The organism is Priestia megaterium NBRC 15308 = ATCC 14581, assembly GCF_000832985.1.
GTDB lineage: Bacteria > Bacillota > Bacilli > Bacillales > Bacillaceae_H > Priestia > Priestia megaterium.
This window is the reverse complement of record NZ_CP009920.1, coordinates 5,090,890-5,107,592: the sequence shown is the minus strand read 5'-3', so window position 1 is coordinate 5,107,592 and position 16,703 is coordinate 5,090,890. Positions and strand designations below refer to the sequence as shown.

General features: G+C 37.7%; 20 protein-coding genes. 17 read left to right on the top strand and 3 right to left on the bottom strand.

Going from position 1 to position 16,703, the window contains the following annotated elements:
* The first annotated feature begins 94 nt into the window (after nucleotides 1-94).
* The 3 genes from BG04_RS26225 (at nucleotide 95) to BG04_RS26215 (ending at nucleotide 3,238) form a co-directional block, all read left to right on the top strand.
* Complete coding sequence (locus tag BG04_RS26225; RefSeq protein WP_016764551.1) at nucleotides 95-1,057, top strand: carbohydrate ABC transporter permease; 963 nt, start codon at nucleotides 95-97, stop codon at nucleotides 1,055-1,057.
* Entirely contained in the window at nucleotides 1,057-1,884 is an 828-nt protein-coding gene (locus tag BG04_RS26220) for a carbohydrate ABC transporter permease (protein WP_013057493.1), read from the top strand. Before BG04_RS26225 ends, BG04_RS26220 begins: the two co-directional genes overlap by 1 nt.
* Before the next feature lie 70 nt (nucleotides 1,885-1,954).
* Entirely contained in the window at nucleotides 1,955-3,238 is a 1,284-nt protein-coding gene (locus BG04_RS26215) for an ABC transporter substrate-binding protein (RefSeq protein ID WP_034651121.1), read from the top strand.
* Nucleotides 3,239-3,360: 122 nt separating this feature from the next.
* Here BG04_RS26215 and BG04_RS26210 read toward each other — a convergent pair whose 3' ends face one another.
* Entirely contained in the window at nucleotides 3,361-3,684 is a 324-nt protein-coding gene (locus BG04_RS26210) for a YnfA family protein (RefSeq protein ID WP_034651124.1), read from the bottom strand.
* Between the two features lie 311 nt (nucleotides 3,685-3,995).
* On the opposite strand from BG04_RS26210, the gene BG04_RS26205 reads away from it, so the two are divergent.
* Nucleotides 3,996-4,982, top strand: coding sequence for an MBL fold metallo-hydrolase (locus BG04_RS26205; RefSeq protein WP_016764548.1), 987 nt, complete (start codon nucleotides 3,996-3,998; stop codon nucleotides 4,980-4,982).
* A gap of 42 nt (nucleotides 4,983-5,024) precedes the next feature.
* On the opposite strand, the gene htpX is transcribed toward BG04_RS26205, so the two are convergent.
* Entirely contained in the window at nucleotides 5,025-5,897 is an 873-nt protein-coding gene (gene htpX, locus BG04_RS26200; protein WP_013057489.1) for a protease HtpX, read from the bottom strand.
* Nucleotides 5,898-6,148: 251 nt separating this feature from the next.
* On the opposite strand from htpX, the gene BG04_RS26195 reads away from it, so the two are divergent.
* Both BG04_RS26195 and BG04_RS26190 read left to right on the top strand, forming a co-directional pair.
* Nucleotides 6,149-6,487: a PadR family transcriptional regulator gene (locus BG04_RS26195; RefSeq protein ID WP_013083614.1), complete on the top strand. Its 339-nt coding sequence runs from the start codon at nucleotides 6,149-6,151 to the stop codon at nucleotides 6,485-6,487.
* The gene (locus BG04_RS26190; RefSeq protein ID WP_034651127.1) at nucleotides 6,477-7,154 is read left to right on the top strand and encodes a DUF1129 family protein; all 678 of its coding nucleotides are present in this window, start codon (nucleotides 6,477-6,479) and stop codon (nucleotides 7,152-7,154) included. Before BG04_RS26195 ends, BG04_RS26190 begins: the two co-directional genes overlap by 11 nt.
* A 172-nt stretch (nucleotides 7,155-7,326) precedes the next feature.
* On the opposite strand, the gene plsY is transcribed toward BG04_RS26190, so the two are convergent.
* Nucleotides 7,327-7,914, bottom strand: a complete 588-nt coding sequence (gene plsY / locus BG04_RS26185) for a glycerol-3-phosphate 1-O-acyltransferase PlsY (protein ID WP_034651130.1) — start codon at nucleotides 7,912-7,914, stop codon at nucleotides 7,327-7,329.
* A 465-nt stretch (nucleotides 7,915-8,379) separates the two neighbouring features.
* Here plsY and BG04_RS26180 point away from each other — a divergent pair, with 465 nt between their 5' ends.
* From BG04_RS26180 to BG04_RS26130, 11 genes are all read left to right on the top strand, one after another.
* The gene (locus BG04_RS26180) at nucleotides 8,380-8,568 is read left to right on the top strand and encodes a hypothetical protein (protein WP_230586543.1); all 189 of its coding nucleotides are present in this window, start codon (nucleotides 8,380-8,382) and stop codon (nucleotides 8,566-8,568) included.
* 306 nt (nucleotides 8,569-8,874) lie between these two features.
* A complete protein-coding gene (locus tag BG04_RS26175; protein ID WP_013057484.1) occupies nucleotides 8,875-9,186 on the top strand; it encodes a hypothetical protein in 312 nt (103 codons plus the stop codon).
* Nucleotides 9,187-9,314: 128 nt separating this feature from the next.
* Nucleotides 9,315-10,055 (top strand): glycoside hydrolase family 25 protein, encoded by a 741-nt coding sequence (locus BG04_RS26170; RefSeq protein WP_370511586.1) that lies wholly within the window; start codon nucleotides 9,315-9,317, stop codon nucleotides 10,053-10,055.
* Nucleotides 10,056-10,088: 33 nt separating this feature from the next.
* Entirely contained in the window at nucleotides 10,089-10,415 is a 327-nt protein-coding gene (locus BG04_RS26165; RefSeq protein WP_034651136.1) for a nucleoside triphosphate pyrophosphohydrolase, read from the top strand.
* A 38-nt stretch (nucleotides 10,416-10,453) separates the two neighbouring features.
* Nucleotides 10,454-11,428 (top strand): HNH endonuclease, encoded by a 975-nt coding sequence (locus BG04_RS26160; RefSeq protein ID WP_034651138.1) that lies wholly within the window; start codon nucleotides 10,454-10,456, stop codon nucleotides 11,426-11,428.
* A 138-nt stretch (nucleotides 11,429-11,566) separates the two neighbouring features.
* The gene (locus BG04_RS26155; protein ID WP_026106623.1) at nucleotides 11,567-12,511 is read left to right on the top strand and encodes a DNA-binding transcriptional repressor DeoR; all 945 of its coding nucleotides are present in this window, start codon (nucleotides 11,567-11,569) and stop codon (nucleotides 12,509-12,511) included.
* 5 nt (nucleotides 12,512-12,516) lie between these two features.
* Nucleotides 12,517-12,840, top strand: a complete 324-nt coding sequence (locus tag BG04_RS26150; protein WP_034651140.1) for a hypothetical protein — start codon at nucleotides 12,517-12,519, stop codon at nucleotides 12,838-12,840.
* A gap of 182 nt (nucleotides 12,841-13,022) precedes the next feature.
* Entirely contained in the window at nucleotides 13,023-14,324 is a 1,302-nt protein-coding gene (locus BG04_RS26145; RefSeq protein WP_034651143.1) for a pyrimidine-nucleoside phosphorylase, read from the top strand.
* Nucleotides 14,325-14,345: 21 nt separating this feature from the next.
* Nucleotides 14,346-15,020: a deoxyribose-phosphate aldolase gene (gene deoC / locus BG04_RS26140; protein ID WP_034651146.1), complete on the top strand. Its 675-nt coding sequence runs from the start codon at nucleotides 14,346-14,348 to the stop codon at nucleotides 15,018-15,020.
* Nucleotides 15,021-15,079: 59 nt separating this feature from the next.
* Nucleotides 15,080-15,478 carry a cytidine deaminase gene (locus tag BG04_RS26135; RefSeq protein WP_013057475.1) on the top strand — a complete coding sequence of 133 codons (399 nt, stop codon included), beginning with the start codon at nucleotides 15,080-15,082 and terminating at the stop codon, nucleotides 15,476-15,478.
* A gap of 19 nt (nucleotides 15,479-15,497) precedes the next feature.
* Complete coding sequence (locus BG04_RS26130) at nucleotides 15,498-16,679, top strand: NupC/NupG family nucleoside CNT transporter (protein ID WP_013083603.1); 1,182 nt, start codon at nucleotides 15,498-15,500, stop codon at nucleotides 16,677-16,679.
* Nucleotides 16,680-16,703: the final 24 nt, after the last annotated feature.

Below are 16,703 nucleotides of genomic sequence, written 5' to 3'. Positions count from 1 at the left end.
ACAAAGGTCAATATTTTACACCCTACTCGTCAATTAAAGCGGTTTCATAAATAACTGATTTCGCTAAAATAAGACATAGGGAGGTGCTAGTAAGATGAATAGCCAAAGTAAATTACAGGAGACAGAATATGTTCCTTTAGAGCAAGAACTTAAAAGAGAACCATCCATTAATACAAAAAAACGTAAAAATTTGAAAAATGTAGGTTTATTTGCTCTATTTGTAGGGCCCGCACTTTTAGCGTTTTGTGTGATTGTACTTATACCATTTTTTACAGGGATTTATTACTCATTTACAGACTGGAACGGAGTAAACGGTACGATTAACTGGGTGGGACTTGATAACTTTAAATACTTGTTCACCGAAGATAAGCAGTTTCAGCAATCGTTTTGGGTCACAACAAAATATACGGTCGTTGCGATTATCTTAACGAATGTGGTTGGGTTCGTGTTAGCAATCCTTGTTACTCAAATGTTAAAAACACGAAACATTTTACGTACGGTTTTCTTTATGCCGAATTTAATTGGCGGACTTTTACTAGGATTTGTATGGCAGTTCATTTTTGTAAAAGGATTTGCATCTATCGGACAAATCACGGGAATTTCGCTTTTTGAACTTCCTTGGTTGGGAGACGCAAAAACAGCATTTTGGGGCATCGTGATTGTAAGTGTATGGCAAGGAGCAGGCTATATCATGCTTATTTACACAGCAGCACTGCAAAACGTACCGCAAGAGCTAATTGAAGCAGCAAAAATTGACGGAGCAAGCAGATGGCAAATTCTTCGTCACATTACAATTCCAATGGTAGCACCGGCAGTAACGGTTTGTTTATTCTTAACGATTTCATGGTCATTCAAAGTATTTGATGTCAACTTATCATTAACAAACGGTGGTCCATTCAAATCAACAGAAATGTTAGCGCTTAACATTTATACAGAAGCATTTGTTAATAACAGATACGGTCTAGGTGAAGCAAAAGCCTTAATTTTCTTCATCGTCGTAGCAGCAATTACAATTATTCAAGTAACATACACCAAGAAGAAGGAGGTTGAATCGTGATGGGAAACAAATATACGAGCAAAACCTTTATTGTTGAAATTTTAGCAGTCCTGCTTGGACTAGTGTTCTTGGTTCCATTTTATTACGTGCTTTCAAACTCACTGAAGTCATTTGCAGAAATTTTATCAAACACATCGGCACTGCCGACAACAATTCAGTTTCAAAACTTTGTTAATGCATTCAACCAAATGAATTACTTAAAAGTGCTTAGCAACTCGCTGATCATTACAGTCATTAGTAACGCAGTTCTAGTCATCTTCTGTTCAATGGCAGCTTACATGCTGGTTCGAACAAAGAAAAAAATCAGCAGCATTATCTTTATGGCATTCGTAGCGGCAATGGTTATTCCGTTTCAATCCATCATGATTCCGCTTGTAAAAGTAGCAGGAAACTTAAATCTATTAAACAGCATCTGGGGTATTGTGATCATGTATTTAGGCTTTGGTTCTGGTATGACGATTTTCTTATACCACGGATTTATTAAAGGAATTCCAGTTGAGCTAGAAGAAGCCGCAATCATCGACGGATGCTCACGTCTAGGCGTATTCTGGAGAATTGTGTTCCCGTTATTAAAACCAATTACAGTAACCGTAGTTATCTTAAACAGCCTATGGATTTGGAATGACTTCTTACTTCCGTCTCTTGTTCTGCAAGATCCTGAGCTAAGAACGATTCCACTTGCGACATTCTTCTTCTTTGGTCAGTATACAAAGCAGTGGGATTTAGCACTAGCAGCACTTGTAATCAGTATTATCCCGCTATTAATCTTCTTCTTTGCAATGCAAAAACACATTGTTAAAGGAATTACAAGCGGTTCAATTAAATAATAGAAACGGCAACAGGGCTGATTTTGATGCTGAGGCGTCAAAATCAGCAGCAAATAGGGAGGAACGGAAAATGGCATTTAAAATGAAAAAATGGCCTTTAGCAGCAGGCGTTTTATCGGCTACGCTTTTATTTTCAACCGCGTGTTCAAACGAAAGCGCATCGGGTAATAAAAAAAGCGGCGGAGATCAAGTAGTAGTAGATGTATTTCAAGGAAAAGTAGAAATCGCTGATCAGCTAAAAGCTCTAACTGATCAATACACAAAAGAACATCCAAATGTGAAGTTCAATATCCAAACGGTCGGTGGAGGAGCTGACGGTGCAGCAGCTTTAAAAGCGCAGTTTGCGTCGGGTAATGCACCTGACCTTTTCACAAACGGGGGATATCAAGAGGCAAAAACGTGGAAAAATAAATTGGAAGATTTATCCGATCAGCCTTGGATTGATGATGCGTACGAAAATACACTTACACCAATGACGATGGACGGTAAAGTATATGGACAGCCAATCAGTCTTGAAGGCTATGGATTTACATATAACAAAAAACTGTTCAAAAAAGCAGGCATCAAAGAACTCCCAAAAACATATTCAGAATTAGAAGCAGCGGCTAAAAAGCTAAAAGCTGCCGGTATTACGCCATTTTCTATCGGCTACGGCGAGTGGTGGGTGCTTGGAAACCACGGCTTAAATATTCCATTTGCTAGTCAAAAAGATCCGGATGCATTTATTAAAGGGTTAAATGACGGCAGTACGAAAATCGCAGGAAACGAGCAGTTCAAACAGTATGTAAAGCTGCTTGATTTAACGGTAAAATACGGAAACAAAAATCCGTTAACGACGGACTACAACACGCAAGTAACGAAGTTTGCGAACGGTGAAGCAGCGATGATTCAGCAAGGAAACTGGATTCAGCCAATGCTTAATAAAATTACGCCGAACATGGATGTAGGTATTCTACCTATGCCGTTAAGCGATGATGTAGCTGTAGCTGACAAGCTTGCAATCGACGTTCCAAGCAACTGGGTTATTCACAAACAAGCACCAGCGGCAGATAAAAAAGCAGCAAAAGACTTCTTAAACTGGATGGTCACATCTAAAGAAGGCCAAAAAGCGTTAGTAGAAGACTTTAAGTACATTCCAGCTTTTAAATCAATTGAAGCAAAAGACATTGGACCTTTAGGCGAAGAACTTCTTAAATATTCTAAGGATCAAAAAACGCTTCCTTGGGAATGGACAAAATTCCCTGAAGGCGTAACGCAAAAATTTGGAGCGGATGTACAAGAATACATCGGCGGCCAAACATCTGAAGATGAGCTGTTAAAATCATTAGATAAAAGATGGGCTGAGTTGAAGTAATGGAAAAGACAACCTTTGGGTTGTCTTTTTTGTGAGTACATAAACTGGCAATATAGCTGTATTTATCTAAAAAAATAAAAGGCGGCAGAATTCATGTATTCTGCCGCTTTCTGCGCTCTCACTTAACTTCTTGGCCAAAGCATAACGGCTACGCCAATCAGACACACAAGTCCGCCAATCCAATCATATGTATCGGGCATTTTTTTATCAACCCACCACGCCCAAAACAGGCTTAAAACAATAAAAATACCGCCGTAAGCTGCATATACACGTCCAAAGTCCGGGAACGACTGCCACGTAGCAATGACGCCGTACAGCACCAAAGCAATACCGCCCAGAAGTCCTAACCAGCTTGATGCTCCTTCGCGCTGCCACTGCCAAATCAGATAGCCTCCACCAATTTCAGCAAGACCCGCTAGGATAAAAAGAAAAATCGCTTTAATCATAAACTATGCTCCCTATACCATCATTTCATCTCTTTATTCTATCTTACTTTTTTCGTTTGATGAACCATTTGTTCGTTTTAAATAAGTACAATGGAAAGCATTCCTTTATCAATTTGTCTTCAAACCTGCTAAACTATTAATAGTATGAGTTTATGTAAAATGTTTGTACGAGTACAAAGAGTCATCTAATTATTGATGCTCAGCGCACTTTTGCAAAAGGTAGAAGTTAGCAGGAATTTGACTATTTAAAAGAATAAAACGTTTAACAGTATAAAGCAGTAAAAAGAATGCAGATATAGGGGTTTGGTAAAATGAGTTTAGATCATAAAGTGATACGCATTGAGCTGCCTACGCCATTTCCAATTGGACCAGTGAATGTGTTTTTATTAAAAGCAGACAAGGTAACGTTAATTGATGCAGGGATGAAAACCAAAGAAGCGTGGAATGTTTTTGAAGAGGCGCTTCGTAAAGAAGGATATAAAGTAACAGACATTGAACAAGTGATTCTTACTCATCAGCATCCCGATCACACTGGATTTTTAGAATGGCTACCGAGTGATATACCGGTTTACGGTCATAAGCTTGTGGAGCCTTGGATTTACCAAGATGAAGAGTTTGTTCAGCAGCATAATGAGCTATACCGTAATTTTCTTATGGAGTTTGGAGTCAGTGATGATGTAATGGATACATGGCTTCGTAAAGCAACGGCTGCAATTCAAGTATATTCACCTAAAGGGCAGAAGCTAGCAGGGTATTTGAAAGAAGGAGATACACTTCCCTATGCTAGTGATTGGGAAGTGATTGAAACGCCGGGACACTCCTTGAGTCAGCTGATGTTTTACAATCGAAAAGAAAAAGTCGCGTTTGGAGGAGATCATATTTTGCCAAAAGTGCCGTCAAATCCATACTTAGAACCGACAATCCAAAATCCTAAGCCTACGCCGCTATTGGACTACTTAGCGTCTCTAGAAAAAACATTGAACTATGACATTGATTTGATCTACAGCGGACATGGTGAACCGCTTAGTGACATTCATTCTTTAATTATGGAACGTATTCAAAAGCAGCATAAATGGGCGCTGCGCGTGTTACAAGCGATGGGGGAAGGAAAGAAAACAACGCTTGAAGTCAGCGCAGCTTTTTTCCCGGATATGTATCAAAAAGCACCGGACTTCATTTTCTCGGAAGTGTACGGCCAGCTTACGTATTTAGAGAAAGAAGGATACGTTGAATTAACAAAAAATGAAGAAGGCGTCTTGCTGTGGGAAACTACACGTGTGCTTGCTCCTCAGTCATAACATAAAAAAACCAGCTTCTTTAAAGAAGCTGGTTTTGTGTGCTTATAGTGAATGCAAGCGCTCAATGCGTTTTTCGAGCGGCGGGTGAGTAGAAAATAAGCGTGAGAATTTTTCTTTGCCGCTAATTTTAAAAGCAGCAATGGATTTTTGACGGTCATCTACTAATGAAGTAGTATGACGAAGCGATTCTAACGCATAAATCATTTTTTCTTTACCACCGAGTTTAGCTGCAAGCTCATCGGCTTTGAATTCACGTCTTCTTGAATGCCAGAAGATAATTGGGCTGCTTAAGATACTAAAGAGAATCTCAAATACAATCGATGTAAGGAAATAAACAACCATCGCAAACTCTTCTCGCACAAAGTTTGACACCGCTTTGGCTACTAAACGAGAGAAGAAAATAACAAATGTATTTAATACTCCTTGCAGAAGCGTAGTTGTGACCATATCACCGCTTTTAATATGCGCTATTTCGTGAGCGATAACGCCGCTGATCGCATCGCGGTCCATTCGTTCGAGCATTCCGCTTGAAACGGCAACAAGCGAGCGTCTTTTACTTGGCCCAGTTGCAAAAGCGTTAACTTCCGCTGAATGATAAATTCCGACCTGAGGCATTTTTCTTAATCCTGCAACAGATGCAAGTCGGTGCGTTTCTTCTAGAACAAACCGTTCGTATTCACCTTGAGGGGAACGTTCATCAATAACTTGAACACCCATCATCCACTTTGCCATCACGCGTGACATCATAAGAGAAATAATCGCGCCGCTGAAGCCGGCAATTACGCTAAATGCCAGCAGGCCGCCGTAACCGCTGCTTCCCATATAGCTTTGAACACCTAATAAAGATGTAATCGTTGTGATTGTAATTAATACTAAAATATTAACGAAAATAAACAGTGAAATTCGTTTTAGCACAAGTCTTCCTCCTTTAACTAATACGTGCATGATAGGTATACGGTTAGTAGAGAGGAAAGGTTTCATTTATTTATTCAAATTTACTAAAAAGATTACTATGTTAAGTGGTTTAATAAAAAAAGTAAATAAATGGTTGAATATTTACCATAAATAGGTTATTATGAGTGATATAAAGCTATCTTGTCTTGCAAGGTAGCTTTACTTTAAAAATGTATCTTGTATAACAAGATAGTGAAAAGGAAGAAATCGATATGTCTTTGAGAAGTCAATTGTTAAAAGGAATTTTAGAAGGGTGTATCTTATCAATCATTCAAAAAGAAACGGTTTATGGCTATGAGCTATCTCAGAAGCTTCAACAATATGGATTAAATGATGTGAGTGAAGGTTCGATTTACCCAATTTTACTACGTCTTCAAAAGGAGGGATTAATAAAGGGAGAAATGAAAGCATCGCCTTCGGGTCCTAAACGAAAGTACTATCATCTTACGGCATCTGGTGAGAGCGCATTATGTGAAATCCAAGAGGAATGGATCAACATTCAAAACCCTGTAGATAAATTGTTGAATAGGAGTTTTTACGATGAACGCTAAGGAATTAATTCAATTAAATAATAAGAAGCGAAAAGAGCTGACCAAGGAAAATGAAGAGTACTATGATAATATGCTTGTTTACATTCGAACGAGTGTGTCAGTTTCTGAACAGCAGGCTGAAGAGTTATTGATGGAGCTTTTAGATCACCTTATTGACGCACAAGCGGAAGGGAAGCGTGCTGAAGAGGTGTTTGGAGAGAATCTTAGGACGTACTGTGATGAAATGATTAAACAGTTACCTAAAGAACCCTTAAAAAGCACTGCTTTTTTTATAAGCTTTTTATTGTTACAGCTAGCAAGCTTGATGGCTATAGTAAGCGGGATAGGAAATATCGTTGTACATTATGTTAAGGATAGCAGCCAGACTGTTTATATCGGAACAGCAATCGTCACCTTTGTTATTGTTGCAGCTATTATTTCTCTTGATGTTTTTCTGCTTTTAAAATGGATACAAAAATCTGTTTACAAAATTTCGAATAAGATTAAGGACTTTTTTCTACTCTTTGTCTTAATTTTTATTTCTCTTGCCGGGATGGTTTTTTTACCAAAGCTTATTCCACCTTTTGGGTATGTAATAGAAGTTGGAGGTTTCTTATATCTAGCTGCTGGTGCCGTAACACTCATCGTTTTAAGGTGGTTAAATAGTAAATATCAAATTACAAAATGAGATATAGGAAGCAGCGAAATGTATTGTTTAGGCTATAACCAAGAGCATTTTTAAAGAAATTTCATAATTTACGTCTATCTTGGGACAAGACGTACTAAAATAATTAAAAAGGTGTTCAACTCATGAACACCTTTTTGGTCACACCATTTAAAGATTACTAACTTTAGTACGTTTAAAAATTAACCTTAGGTTCTGTACCTAATTTAATACGTTTGAAGTTTTTAATATGCTTCCATGTAATGAAAACAAAAATAATGGCTGCAAATACCATTAAAACTACATCACCTACATAAATTGATGTTAAAAAGGCAACCAATGCGCCAATAGGTGAAGATAAGGATACGTATTTAGAAATTTTGAGAGAAATTAAAAAAGCAAGAATTCCTAGAATGAAAGCTAATGGTGAAAATGCAAGGAATACACCAGCCGCAGTCGCTACAGATTTTCCTCCTTTAAACCTTGCAAAAACAGGATAGCTATGTCCAAGAATAGCGATAAATCCAGGGACAAGCATATGCAAGTGACTATTCATCATAAGCGGTAAACAGACAGCTAGCGAACCTTTTGCTATATCTCCAATCAATACTATAATACCTGCTTTCTTTCCTAAAGTACGAAAGGTATTAGTGGCTCCTAAGTTACCGCTTCCGTGCTTGCGAACATCGGTTTTGTAAAAGCCCTTTCCAATCACTAAAGCAAAAGGAATTGACCCAATTAAATAAGCTAATAAGATAATTATAGCGTGTGTTAATACGTTCATTGTGGGCACCTCAAATTGTGTTGGTAGTATTCATTAAAATATAAATGCGGTAAAAGCAGTCTTTTGTATGGCTAAAGGTTTCTAGTTTTTTCGGTGGAGTTTTGTAAATTCGATTGGATTTCTAGTGGGACAACCCAATGCTTTTTAGTATGGTAAGATATTTTTGAACTTTTAAACCTTGATACGTATTAGTATAGATTGATATGTCTATTATGAATATGTAAAAAGAAGAAAAGAGGAGAAACGAAAAGGCAAAAACAAAAAACTTGTAATACAATTTTAAAAATATAACATAAATATTTAAAGGTTAAAAGATATTTTGGGTATATTATAGTAGAAAAAAGCGTTTGGATCATTTTTTTATAAAAAACAAGACAAAAAAATTAACAAATCAAAAAAAATATAATAAAATGTAAAACAGTGTTTCGAAATATTAACTTCTTAAAGTTGAAAGGGGTTCTGCACTTGTTGTGGACAGATATCAAAGAACGAGAAGTAGTTATGTACAAAAACTTCCAGGCAAAAATTTTAGAAAAAAAAGGGCCGAATAAAATAGTCGTTCGAAATCTAGAATTCCCGGAAAAAGGCGATTGGATATCAGCCGAGCTTGATTTTGAAGCTGTTGAAAAATTTGAGAAGAGTCGAGAACACTAATACGACAAACATTTTATAATACTTCTATTTGTTATATAAGAAAAAGCCGAGCTTACATTTTGAGTTCGGCTTTTTTGTTTATGTTTAATTCGTTCTCTTTCCGAAGAGCTCCTCGTTATTACATGTAAAACAACGCCTTTTCCTCTCATTCATTTTCCACTATTACACTAGTCCCGTATAAAAACGTATCTTTATATGGGACTATCGATTTATTTTTAGTACACGTATTTTTGCCACTTTTTTCATATACAAACGTTCAGAAACAAAACCTCTTTGCATACATTGAAGACAAAGGGGGAGGATACAATGGGAAAAGCAAGTCGTATATTGAAATGGGTCAGCGGAGGATTGGAGGCCCTTTGGGGGATTCCACTTCTAGGTGGCACCTTGGTTATAAGCCTAGCCTACACGCCGCTTATTCTAATGCTCGCATTGCATATCGTAGGTTTAGTATTTGCCATTAAAACAAACAAAGTTCGGACAGGGCATATCATGGGAATTGTCTGTTCCGCTATTGCGTGGATTCCTGTGGTCGGCATGATCATGCATATTTTAACGGCTATTTTCTTACTTATAGAAGCAGCCAAAGATAATGAACCATCTGAAGACGCAGCATAAAAGAAGAGCCGCCTGATTTTAGGTGGTTTTTTATATTTCCAAATAAAGACTTGTAGGCTCTTTTGCTTTGGAAAATCCTTTTTATGTTAGAATATTAGAAGTATTTTCTAAAAAAGGGGGTAAACACAATAGATAAAGCAAATCAAAAGAACAAAAGATTTCTTGCCGTAGGAGTTATATTAGTCGTTCTTGTAAGCTTTATATTTTTACTATGGAGTAAAGGCTGGGTAATTCCTAATGCGATAAGTGCCAACCGCTATGATGTAAAAGGCGTAGACGTATCTTCTTATCAAGGGGAGATTAATTGGAATGTGCTGAGTAAACAAGATATTCAGTTTGCTTTTATTAAAGCAACGGAAGGAAGTTCATTTCAAGATCCTTTATTTAAACAAAACTGGGAACAAGCAAATCGCAAAACCATGCGGATCGGAGCTTATCACTTCTTTAGTTATGATAGCAAAGGTTCCACACAAGCGGCTAATTTTATCAAAGCAGTCTCTCTTAAAAATAACGATTTGCCTCCAGTGATTGATGTAGAATTTTACGGAGATAAAAAACAAAACCTTCCGTCTCAGAAACATGTATACAAGGAGCTTTCTAGCATGATTAAACGTCTTGAATCTCATTATGACAAGCGCGTCATTCTTTATACGACGCCTAAAGCGTATGACTTGTATATTAAAAACAGATATCCTGAGTGTGATATTTGGATTCGCGATGTTGTGAAAAAGCCTACTCTTGAAGAGCAGAAGAAATGGACGTTTTGGCAGTATACGAATAAAGGGCGGTTAAGCGGCTATAAAGGTAAAGAAACGTTTATTGATTTAAATGTGTTTAACGGAAATCAAGCAGAATTTGAAAGATACTAGTTTACTAGAAAGGTAAGAGATGGAGGGAAAATAATGCCTACTTATAACAAGCTAGTGCGAGATAAAATTCCTACGATTATTGAACAAAGCGGAAAAACCTTCAAATCACGCGTGCTGCAGCGAGAGGAATATCAACATGAGCTGACGAAAAAGGCAAAAGAAGAACTTCAAGAGTACATAGAAGCCCCAACGCATCAAGAGGCAATTGAAGAGCTTGCAGATTTACTAGAAGTTATGCACGCGCTAGCAGCTGTGCACGGGGCCACGCCAGAACAACTTGAGAAAGTGCGTGAGGAGAAGGCCAAGGAGCGCGGGAAGTTTGATAATCGGGTTTATTTAGTGGAAACAGAAGAAGCGTAGTTTGGTGGTGCAATAGTGGGAGGAGCGAGCGGTGGCAGGTGAGTTTTAATTTAAAAGTAGGAGAAATAAAAAAAGCTTATTTAACAGAACAAGAAATTTGGAAGATCATTAATCAATTTTTTGCTAATGGTCACTTTACCACAACGTATAAATATGGATTAATGAAAGCTTTAATTGAAAACCTATATAACGTTGACAATCGGTTAGTACTCACGTTTGATCAAGTATATTTTTCATTTGCTAAAATATATTGGAATTTGGTTATTCATCATGATTTAAATCAATTAAATACACCCAATAGACAATCTGGAATTCAAAAAGAGTTAAAGGAATTTCAGTTAATGCATGGTGTCCCCAATAAAGTAGTATTTGATCGTTTACCAAGTAATTTTCAATTGCAGTTAGTAGAAAGAACTAAAAAAGTGGGGGCAAGGTATGTAGTAGGGGCGTTATACGGAGATATGGAAGCTTCTATTTATGAGTTTGACAAAAGAACAGAATACATAAAGTTTAATAGCAGTATCTATATTTTTTTACAAAAATATAGACAAATTGTTACTCATTTAACCAATTATCATTTGGCGAAATTTTTAGAAAAGCATAATGACAAAAATAAGTTAGAAGATGTCTTGTTGAAAGTAGAAAATATTTCAAAACGCGAATCGCTGCATGCATTCTATAACATACTTTGGAAATATGAAACAAAAGAATGTTTTTATTGTGGGAAAGTTCTTTCTGATAAACGCATCGCTACTCATGTAGATCATTTTATTCCATGGAGTTATATCCAATCAGATAATATGTGGAATTTGGTGTTAAGCTGTCAAAGTTGCAACACAAAAAAGAGCAATAAACTTGCTAAGAGCTTATACCTTGAGAAGATGTTTGTTCGTAATGAGAATCTTAAATTAACAGCAGTTCACAATGATTTTAACTATTATTCGGAGCGTAAGTTAGAAGCTCTTTATGAGTATGCTGGAATGAATGGATACGTAGAAAACTGGTCTCCATAGCCCCGAGTATTTCTCTTTTCATCTCAGTTACAAAATCCCCTCTTGAAATTTTGTTCACCAAACAAGTAAACTAAAGACATAAGTTTGGTAAAATTGGGATAAGAAATTCATGAGGTAAGGGAGAACAAGTCGATGGAGATGGATCAAGAGAAATTTAATAAAGTGATTGAAGCGGCAAGGATGTATTATATTCTTGATTATAATCAAAGTGAAATTGCAAAAAAGCTTGGTGTATCAAGGCCCACGGTTTCTCGATTGCTGCAGACAGCAAAAGAAGAAGGCATTGTTCAAATTAAAATTGTAGATTCATCTATCAATAGTGAAAAGTTGTCTTCTCAGCTTGAACAAAAATTCAATTTAAAAAAAGCAATCGTCACACCGGTGCCTCAATATGAAAATCACATTATTAAAAGTCATCTAGGCGTGGCAGCAGCTGACTATCTCTATGACATTGTAAAAGATGGAGATATTATTGGGGTGACGTGGGGAACAACTCTTTATCAAGTGGCCATCGATTTAAAACAAAAGTATGTGAATGACGTGCAGGTTGTGCAGTTAAAAGGCGGAGTAAGCCATTCGGAAACGAGCACGTATGCTTCTGAAATTATGTACTTATTTGGAAAGGCATACAATACGCCTCCTATGCATCTTCCTTTGCCTGTGATTGTCGATCACGTGGTAGTTAAAAAAGCAATGGAAACGGATCGTCATATTAAGCGCATTTTAGATTTAGGCAAACAAGCCAATATTGCCGTCTTTACTACGGGACCTATTAAAACCGATTCGCTGCTTTTTCAGCTTGGCTACTTTTCCGAACAAGATGTAGAGATGATTTCCTCTCGAGCGGTAGGAGACATTTGTTCACGTTTTTTTGATAAAGATGGACAAATTTGCAATGAAAGCCTGGATGAACGGACGCTTGGACTTGATTTGGAAGAACTAAAGAAGAAAGAGTACGCCATTTTAGTAGCCGGCGGGGATCAGAAAATTGACAGCATTTACGGAGCGCTGCAAGGGAAATTTGCAAATGTGCTCGTTACTGATCAGTTCACGGCGCGCTTTTTGTTAGATAAACAAGAGTAAAGGAGATGAAGACGCTGTTTTTTCAAGAGCAAAAGCTTCATCGGATTGAAATAGTAGAAGATATTGTATCTTATTCGGCGTCATCTCTGCAGGCACAGCGAAACCGGTATCCTTTTCAAGTAGACGTTTCAAAAGATGGAATGATTGCCAAAGGAACCACAGGCTATATCATTAAACGGTGGGGAAGAATGTACTTTTCTCCTGATACTGACCAAAAAGGAATTGAACGATTTACGCCGCCTGATCAGCCATATGTATTAATTCCTTATAAAAAGGTAAAGAATAAGTACCGAATCATGTTGTCATTTGTGATAAAAGCTGAAAAATAAGGGAAGACTTCCGAGTGCGGAAGTCTTTTTTTATTCACTAAAACAAACGCTATAAATATTTTTGAACAAATGTAAATATATCTGTTTACAATTGTTCAAAGCTATTATATAGTAAGGGTGTAAGTTGTTGAAAACGTTTTAGTGGATGCACAATATGCAGATACTTTTAGGGGGAAAACGTCATGAGAATGGTTGACTTAATTGAAAAAAAACGTAATGGATATGAATTAAATAAAGCTGAAATCGATTTTATTATCGAAGGTTATACAAAAGGGGATTTACCTGATTATCAGCTATCGGCATTTGCGATGGCGATTTACTTTCAAGGAATGACGCAGGAAGAACGCGTAAATTTAACGCAAGCAATGGTTGAATCTGGCGATCAAATCGACTTATCAAAAATTGAAGGTATTAAAGTAGACAAACACAGCACAGGCGGCGTAGGTGATACAACAACACTTGTATTAGGACCTTTAGTAGCTGCGGTTGATGTACCGGTTGCCAAAATGTCTGGCCGCGGCTTAGGACACACTGGCGGTACGATTGACAAACTTGAAGCAGTGCCTGGCTTCCACGTTGAAATTACAAACGAAGAATTCATTCGTTTAGTAAATACAAATAAAATTGCCGTTATCGGTCAAAGCGGAGACTTAACGCCGGCGGATAAAAAACTTTATGCGCTTCGTGATGTAACAGCAACGGTTGATTCGATTCCGTTAATTGCAAGCTCAATTATGAGTAAGAAAATTGCAGCTGGAGCAGATGCCATTTGCCTGGATGTAAAAACGGGGAACGGCGCATTTATGAAAAAGCTTGAAGACGCTGAAGAATTAGCAAAAGCAATGGTTGAAATCGGAAAAGGCGTAGGCCGAAACACAAAAGCAATCATTTCAGATATGAGCCAGCCTCTAGGATTTGCGGTTGGTAATGCGCTTGAAGTGAAAGAAGCTATCGACACGTTAAAAGGCGAAGGCCCTGAAGATTTAACAGAGCTTTGCTTAACATTAGGAAGTCACATGGTTGTACTTGCTGAAAAAGCAAGCAGCTTAGATGAAGCGCGTGCAATGCTTCAAGAAGTAATTAAAAATGGAAAAGCATTAGAATCGTTCAAAACGTTCTTAAGCGCACAAGGCGGAGATGCTTCTGTTGCAGACGATCCTTCTAAATTACCGGATGCAGCGCACAAAATTGAAGTGCCAGCAAAAGAAGATGGCTATATTTCAGAAATCGTTGCAGAAAAAATCGGCGTAGCAGCAATGAAGCTAGGTGCAGGACGTGCAACAAAAGAATCTGAAATCGACTTAGCAGTTGGTATCATGCTAAATAAAAAAGTTGGTGACCAAGTGAAAAAAGGTGACTCTCTTGTTACAATCCACAGCAACAGTGAAGATGTACAGGAAGTAATGGATATCGTTTATGATTCTTACAGCACGGTCGCTGAAAAAGTGGAAGCTCCAACGTTAATTTATAAAGAAATTCATTAAGAGACAGAGAGGAAGTACAAAATGAGTCAAAACATTACGGGTATTATTGATCATACATTATTAAAAGCAGATGCAACAGAAGAGCAAATCACGGTTTTAGCACAAGAAGCAAAAGAATATTCATTCGCTTCGGTTTGTGTAAATCCAACGTGGGTAAAAAAAGCAGCCGAGTTATTAAAAGATGCTCCAAAAGTGAAAGTATGTACGGTAATCGGCTTCCCTCTTGGAGCTACTACTTCAGCAGTAAAAGCATTCGAAACAACAAACGCAATCGAAAACGGTGCAGATGAAGTAGATATGGTAATCAACATCGGCGCGTTAAAAGATAAAAACTATGACTTAGTGCAAAGCGACATTCAAGCAGTAGTAGATGCTGCAAAAGGCAAAGCGCTAGTAAAAGTAATTATTGAAACAGCTCTTTTAACAGACGAAGAAAAAGCGAAAGTTTCTGAGCTAGCTGTAAAAGCTGGAGCTGATTTTGTTAAAACGTCAACAGGCTTCTCTACAGGAGGCGCAACGGTAGAAGACGTAGCGCTTATGAGAAAAACGGTTGGACCAGATGTAGGTGTAAAAGCTTCTGGCGGCGTTCGAGGCTTAGAAGATGCAAAAGCAATGATTGAAGCAGGTGCAACACGTATTGGTGCAAGCTCTGGCGTATCAATTGCAAAAGGTCAATTAAGCAACTCTGATTATTAATAAATGACAGCAGGTTAGTACTAACTAACCTGCTGTAAACTAAGCAAAGGATGATGACGGTGGAGCCAAAACAATTAATAGATGAAGCAATCGCAGCAAGCAAACAAGCACATGTACCATATTCTCACTTCCATGTTGGTGCAGCTCTTTTAACAACCGATGGGAAGATTTATCGTGGATGCAATATTGAAAACGCTTCCTATGGATTGACGAACTGCGCTGAGCGAACGGCTATTTTTAAAGCTGTTTCAGAAGGGGACAAGCAGTTTTCAGCTATTGCAGTTGTAGGAGATACGGACGGCCCAATTTCTCCTTGCGGCGCATGCAGACAAGTATTAGCTGAGTTCTGTGATGATCACACACAAATTATCTTAGCAAACCTAAAAGGAGATTTTGTGATTACCAACATCAACGAAATCTTACCGGGCTATTTTTCATCAAAAGACTTACAAAAATAAGTAAGCAGTGGAGGATACTATGAAATATTTAATTGGCATCTTAGGGTTACTCGTTGTCTTTGGATTAGCGTATCTTGCAAGTAATAACCGTAAAGAAATCAAATATAAACCAATCGTTATTATGGTTGTGATTCAAGTTCTTTTATCAGCTTTGCTTCTTAATACAAAGTTTGGTTTGATTATTATCAATGCGATTGCCAGCGTTTTTGGAAAGCTGCTTTCATACGCAAACCAAGGAGTAGAGTTCGTATTTGGAGGCATTGCGAATAAAGGATCAATGCCGTTTTTCTTAAACGTGCTGCTTCCTATCGTTTTTATCTCTGTCTTGATTGGGATTTTACAGCACTTTAAAATCCTTCCGTTCATTATGAAATGGATTGGCTTAGTTCTCAGCAAGATTAACGGAATGGGAAAATTAGAGTCTTATAACGCAGTAGCTTCTGCTATTGTAGGTCAGTCAGAAGTATTTATTACCGTTAAAAAGCAACTAGACAAACTGCCGCCAAATCGTTTATATACGCTTTGTGCATCAGCTATGTCGACGGTTTCAATGTCTATTGTCGGTGCTTATATGACAATGATTGAACCAAAATATGTAGTAACAGCGATCGTTATTAACTTATTTGGCGGATTTATTATTTCTTCTATTATTAACCCTTACACAGTAACGGATCAAGAAGATATTTTAGAAGTACAAACTGGTCATAAACAAACGTTCTTCGAAATGCTTGGCGAATACATTATGGATGGATTTAAAGTAGCGATTATCGTAGGTGCGATGCTAATTGGTTTCGTTGCGCTGATGGCTGCGATTGATAACGTGTTTGAAATGTTATTTGGTCTATCGTTCCAGCATCTGCTTGGCTATGTGTTTGCACCGTTTGCATTCATCATGGGTGTTCCTGCTTCAGAAGTTGTGGCAGCGGGTGGAATTATGGCAACAAAACTTGTAACAAATGAATTTGTGGCAATGATGAGCCTGTCGGATATGGCTTCAACATTCAGTGCTAAAACGCTTGGAATTGTATCTGTATTCTTAGTATCATTTGCTAACTTCTCATCAATTGGAATCGTGTCAGGAGCTGTTAAAGGCTTAAGCGAAAAGCAAGGAAATACAGTAGCGCGCTTTGGTCTTCGTTTACTGTACGGAGCTACGCTTGTAAGCGTACTGTCAGCAATTGTTGTCAGCTTTATTTTATAAGTGTAATAGAAACAGAAAGAAAAG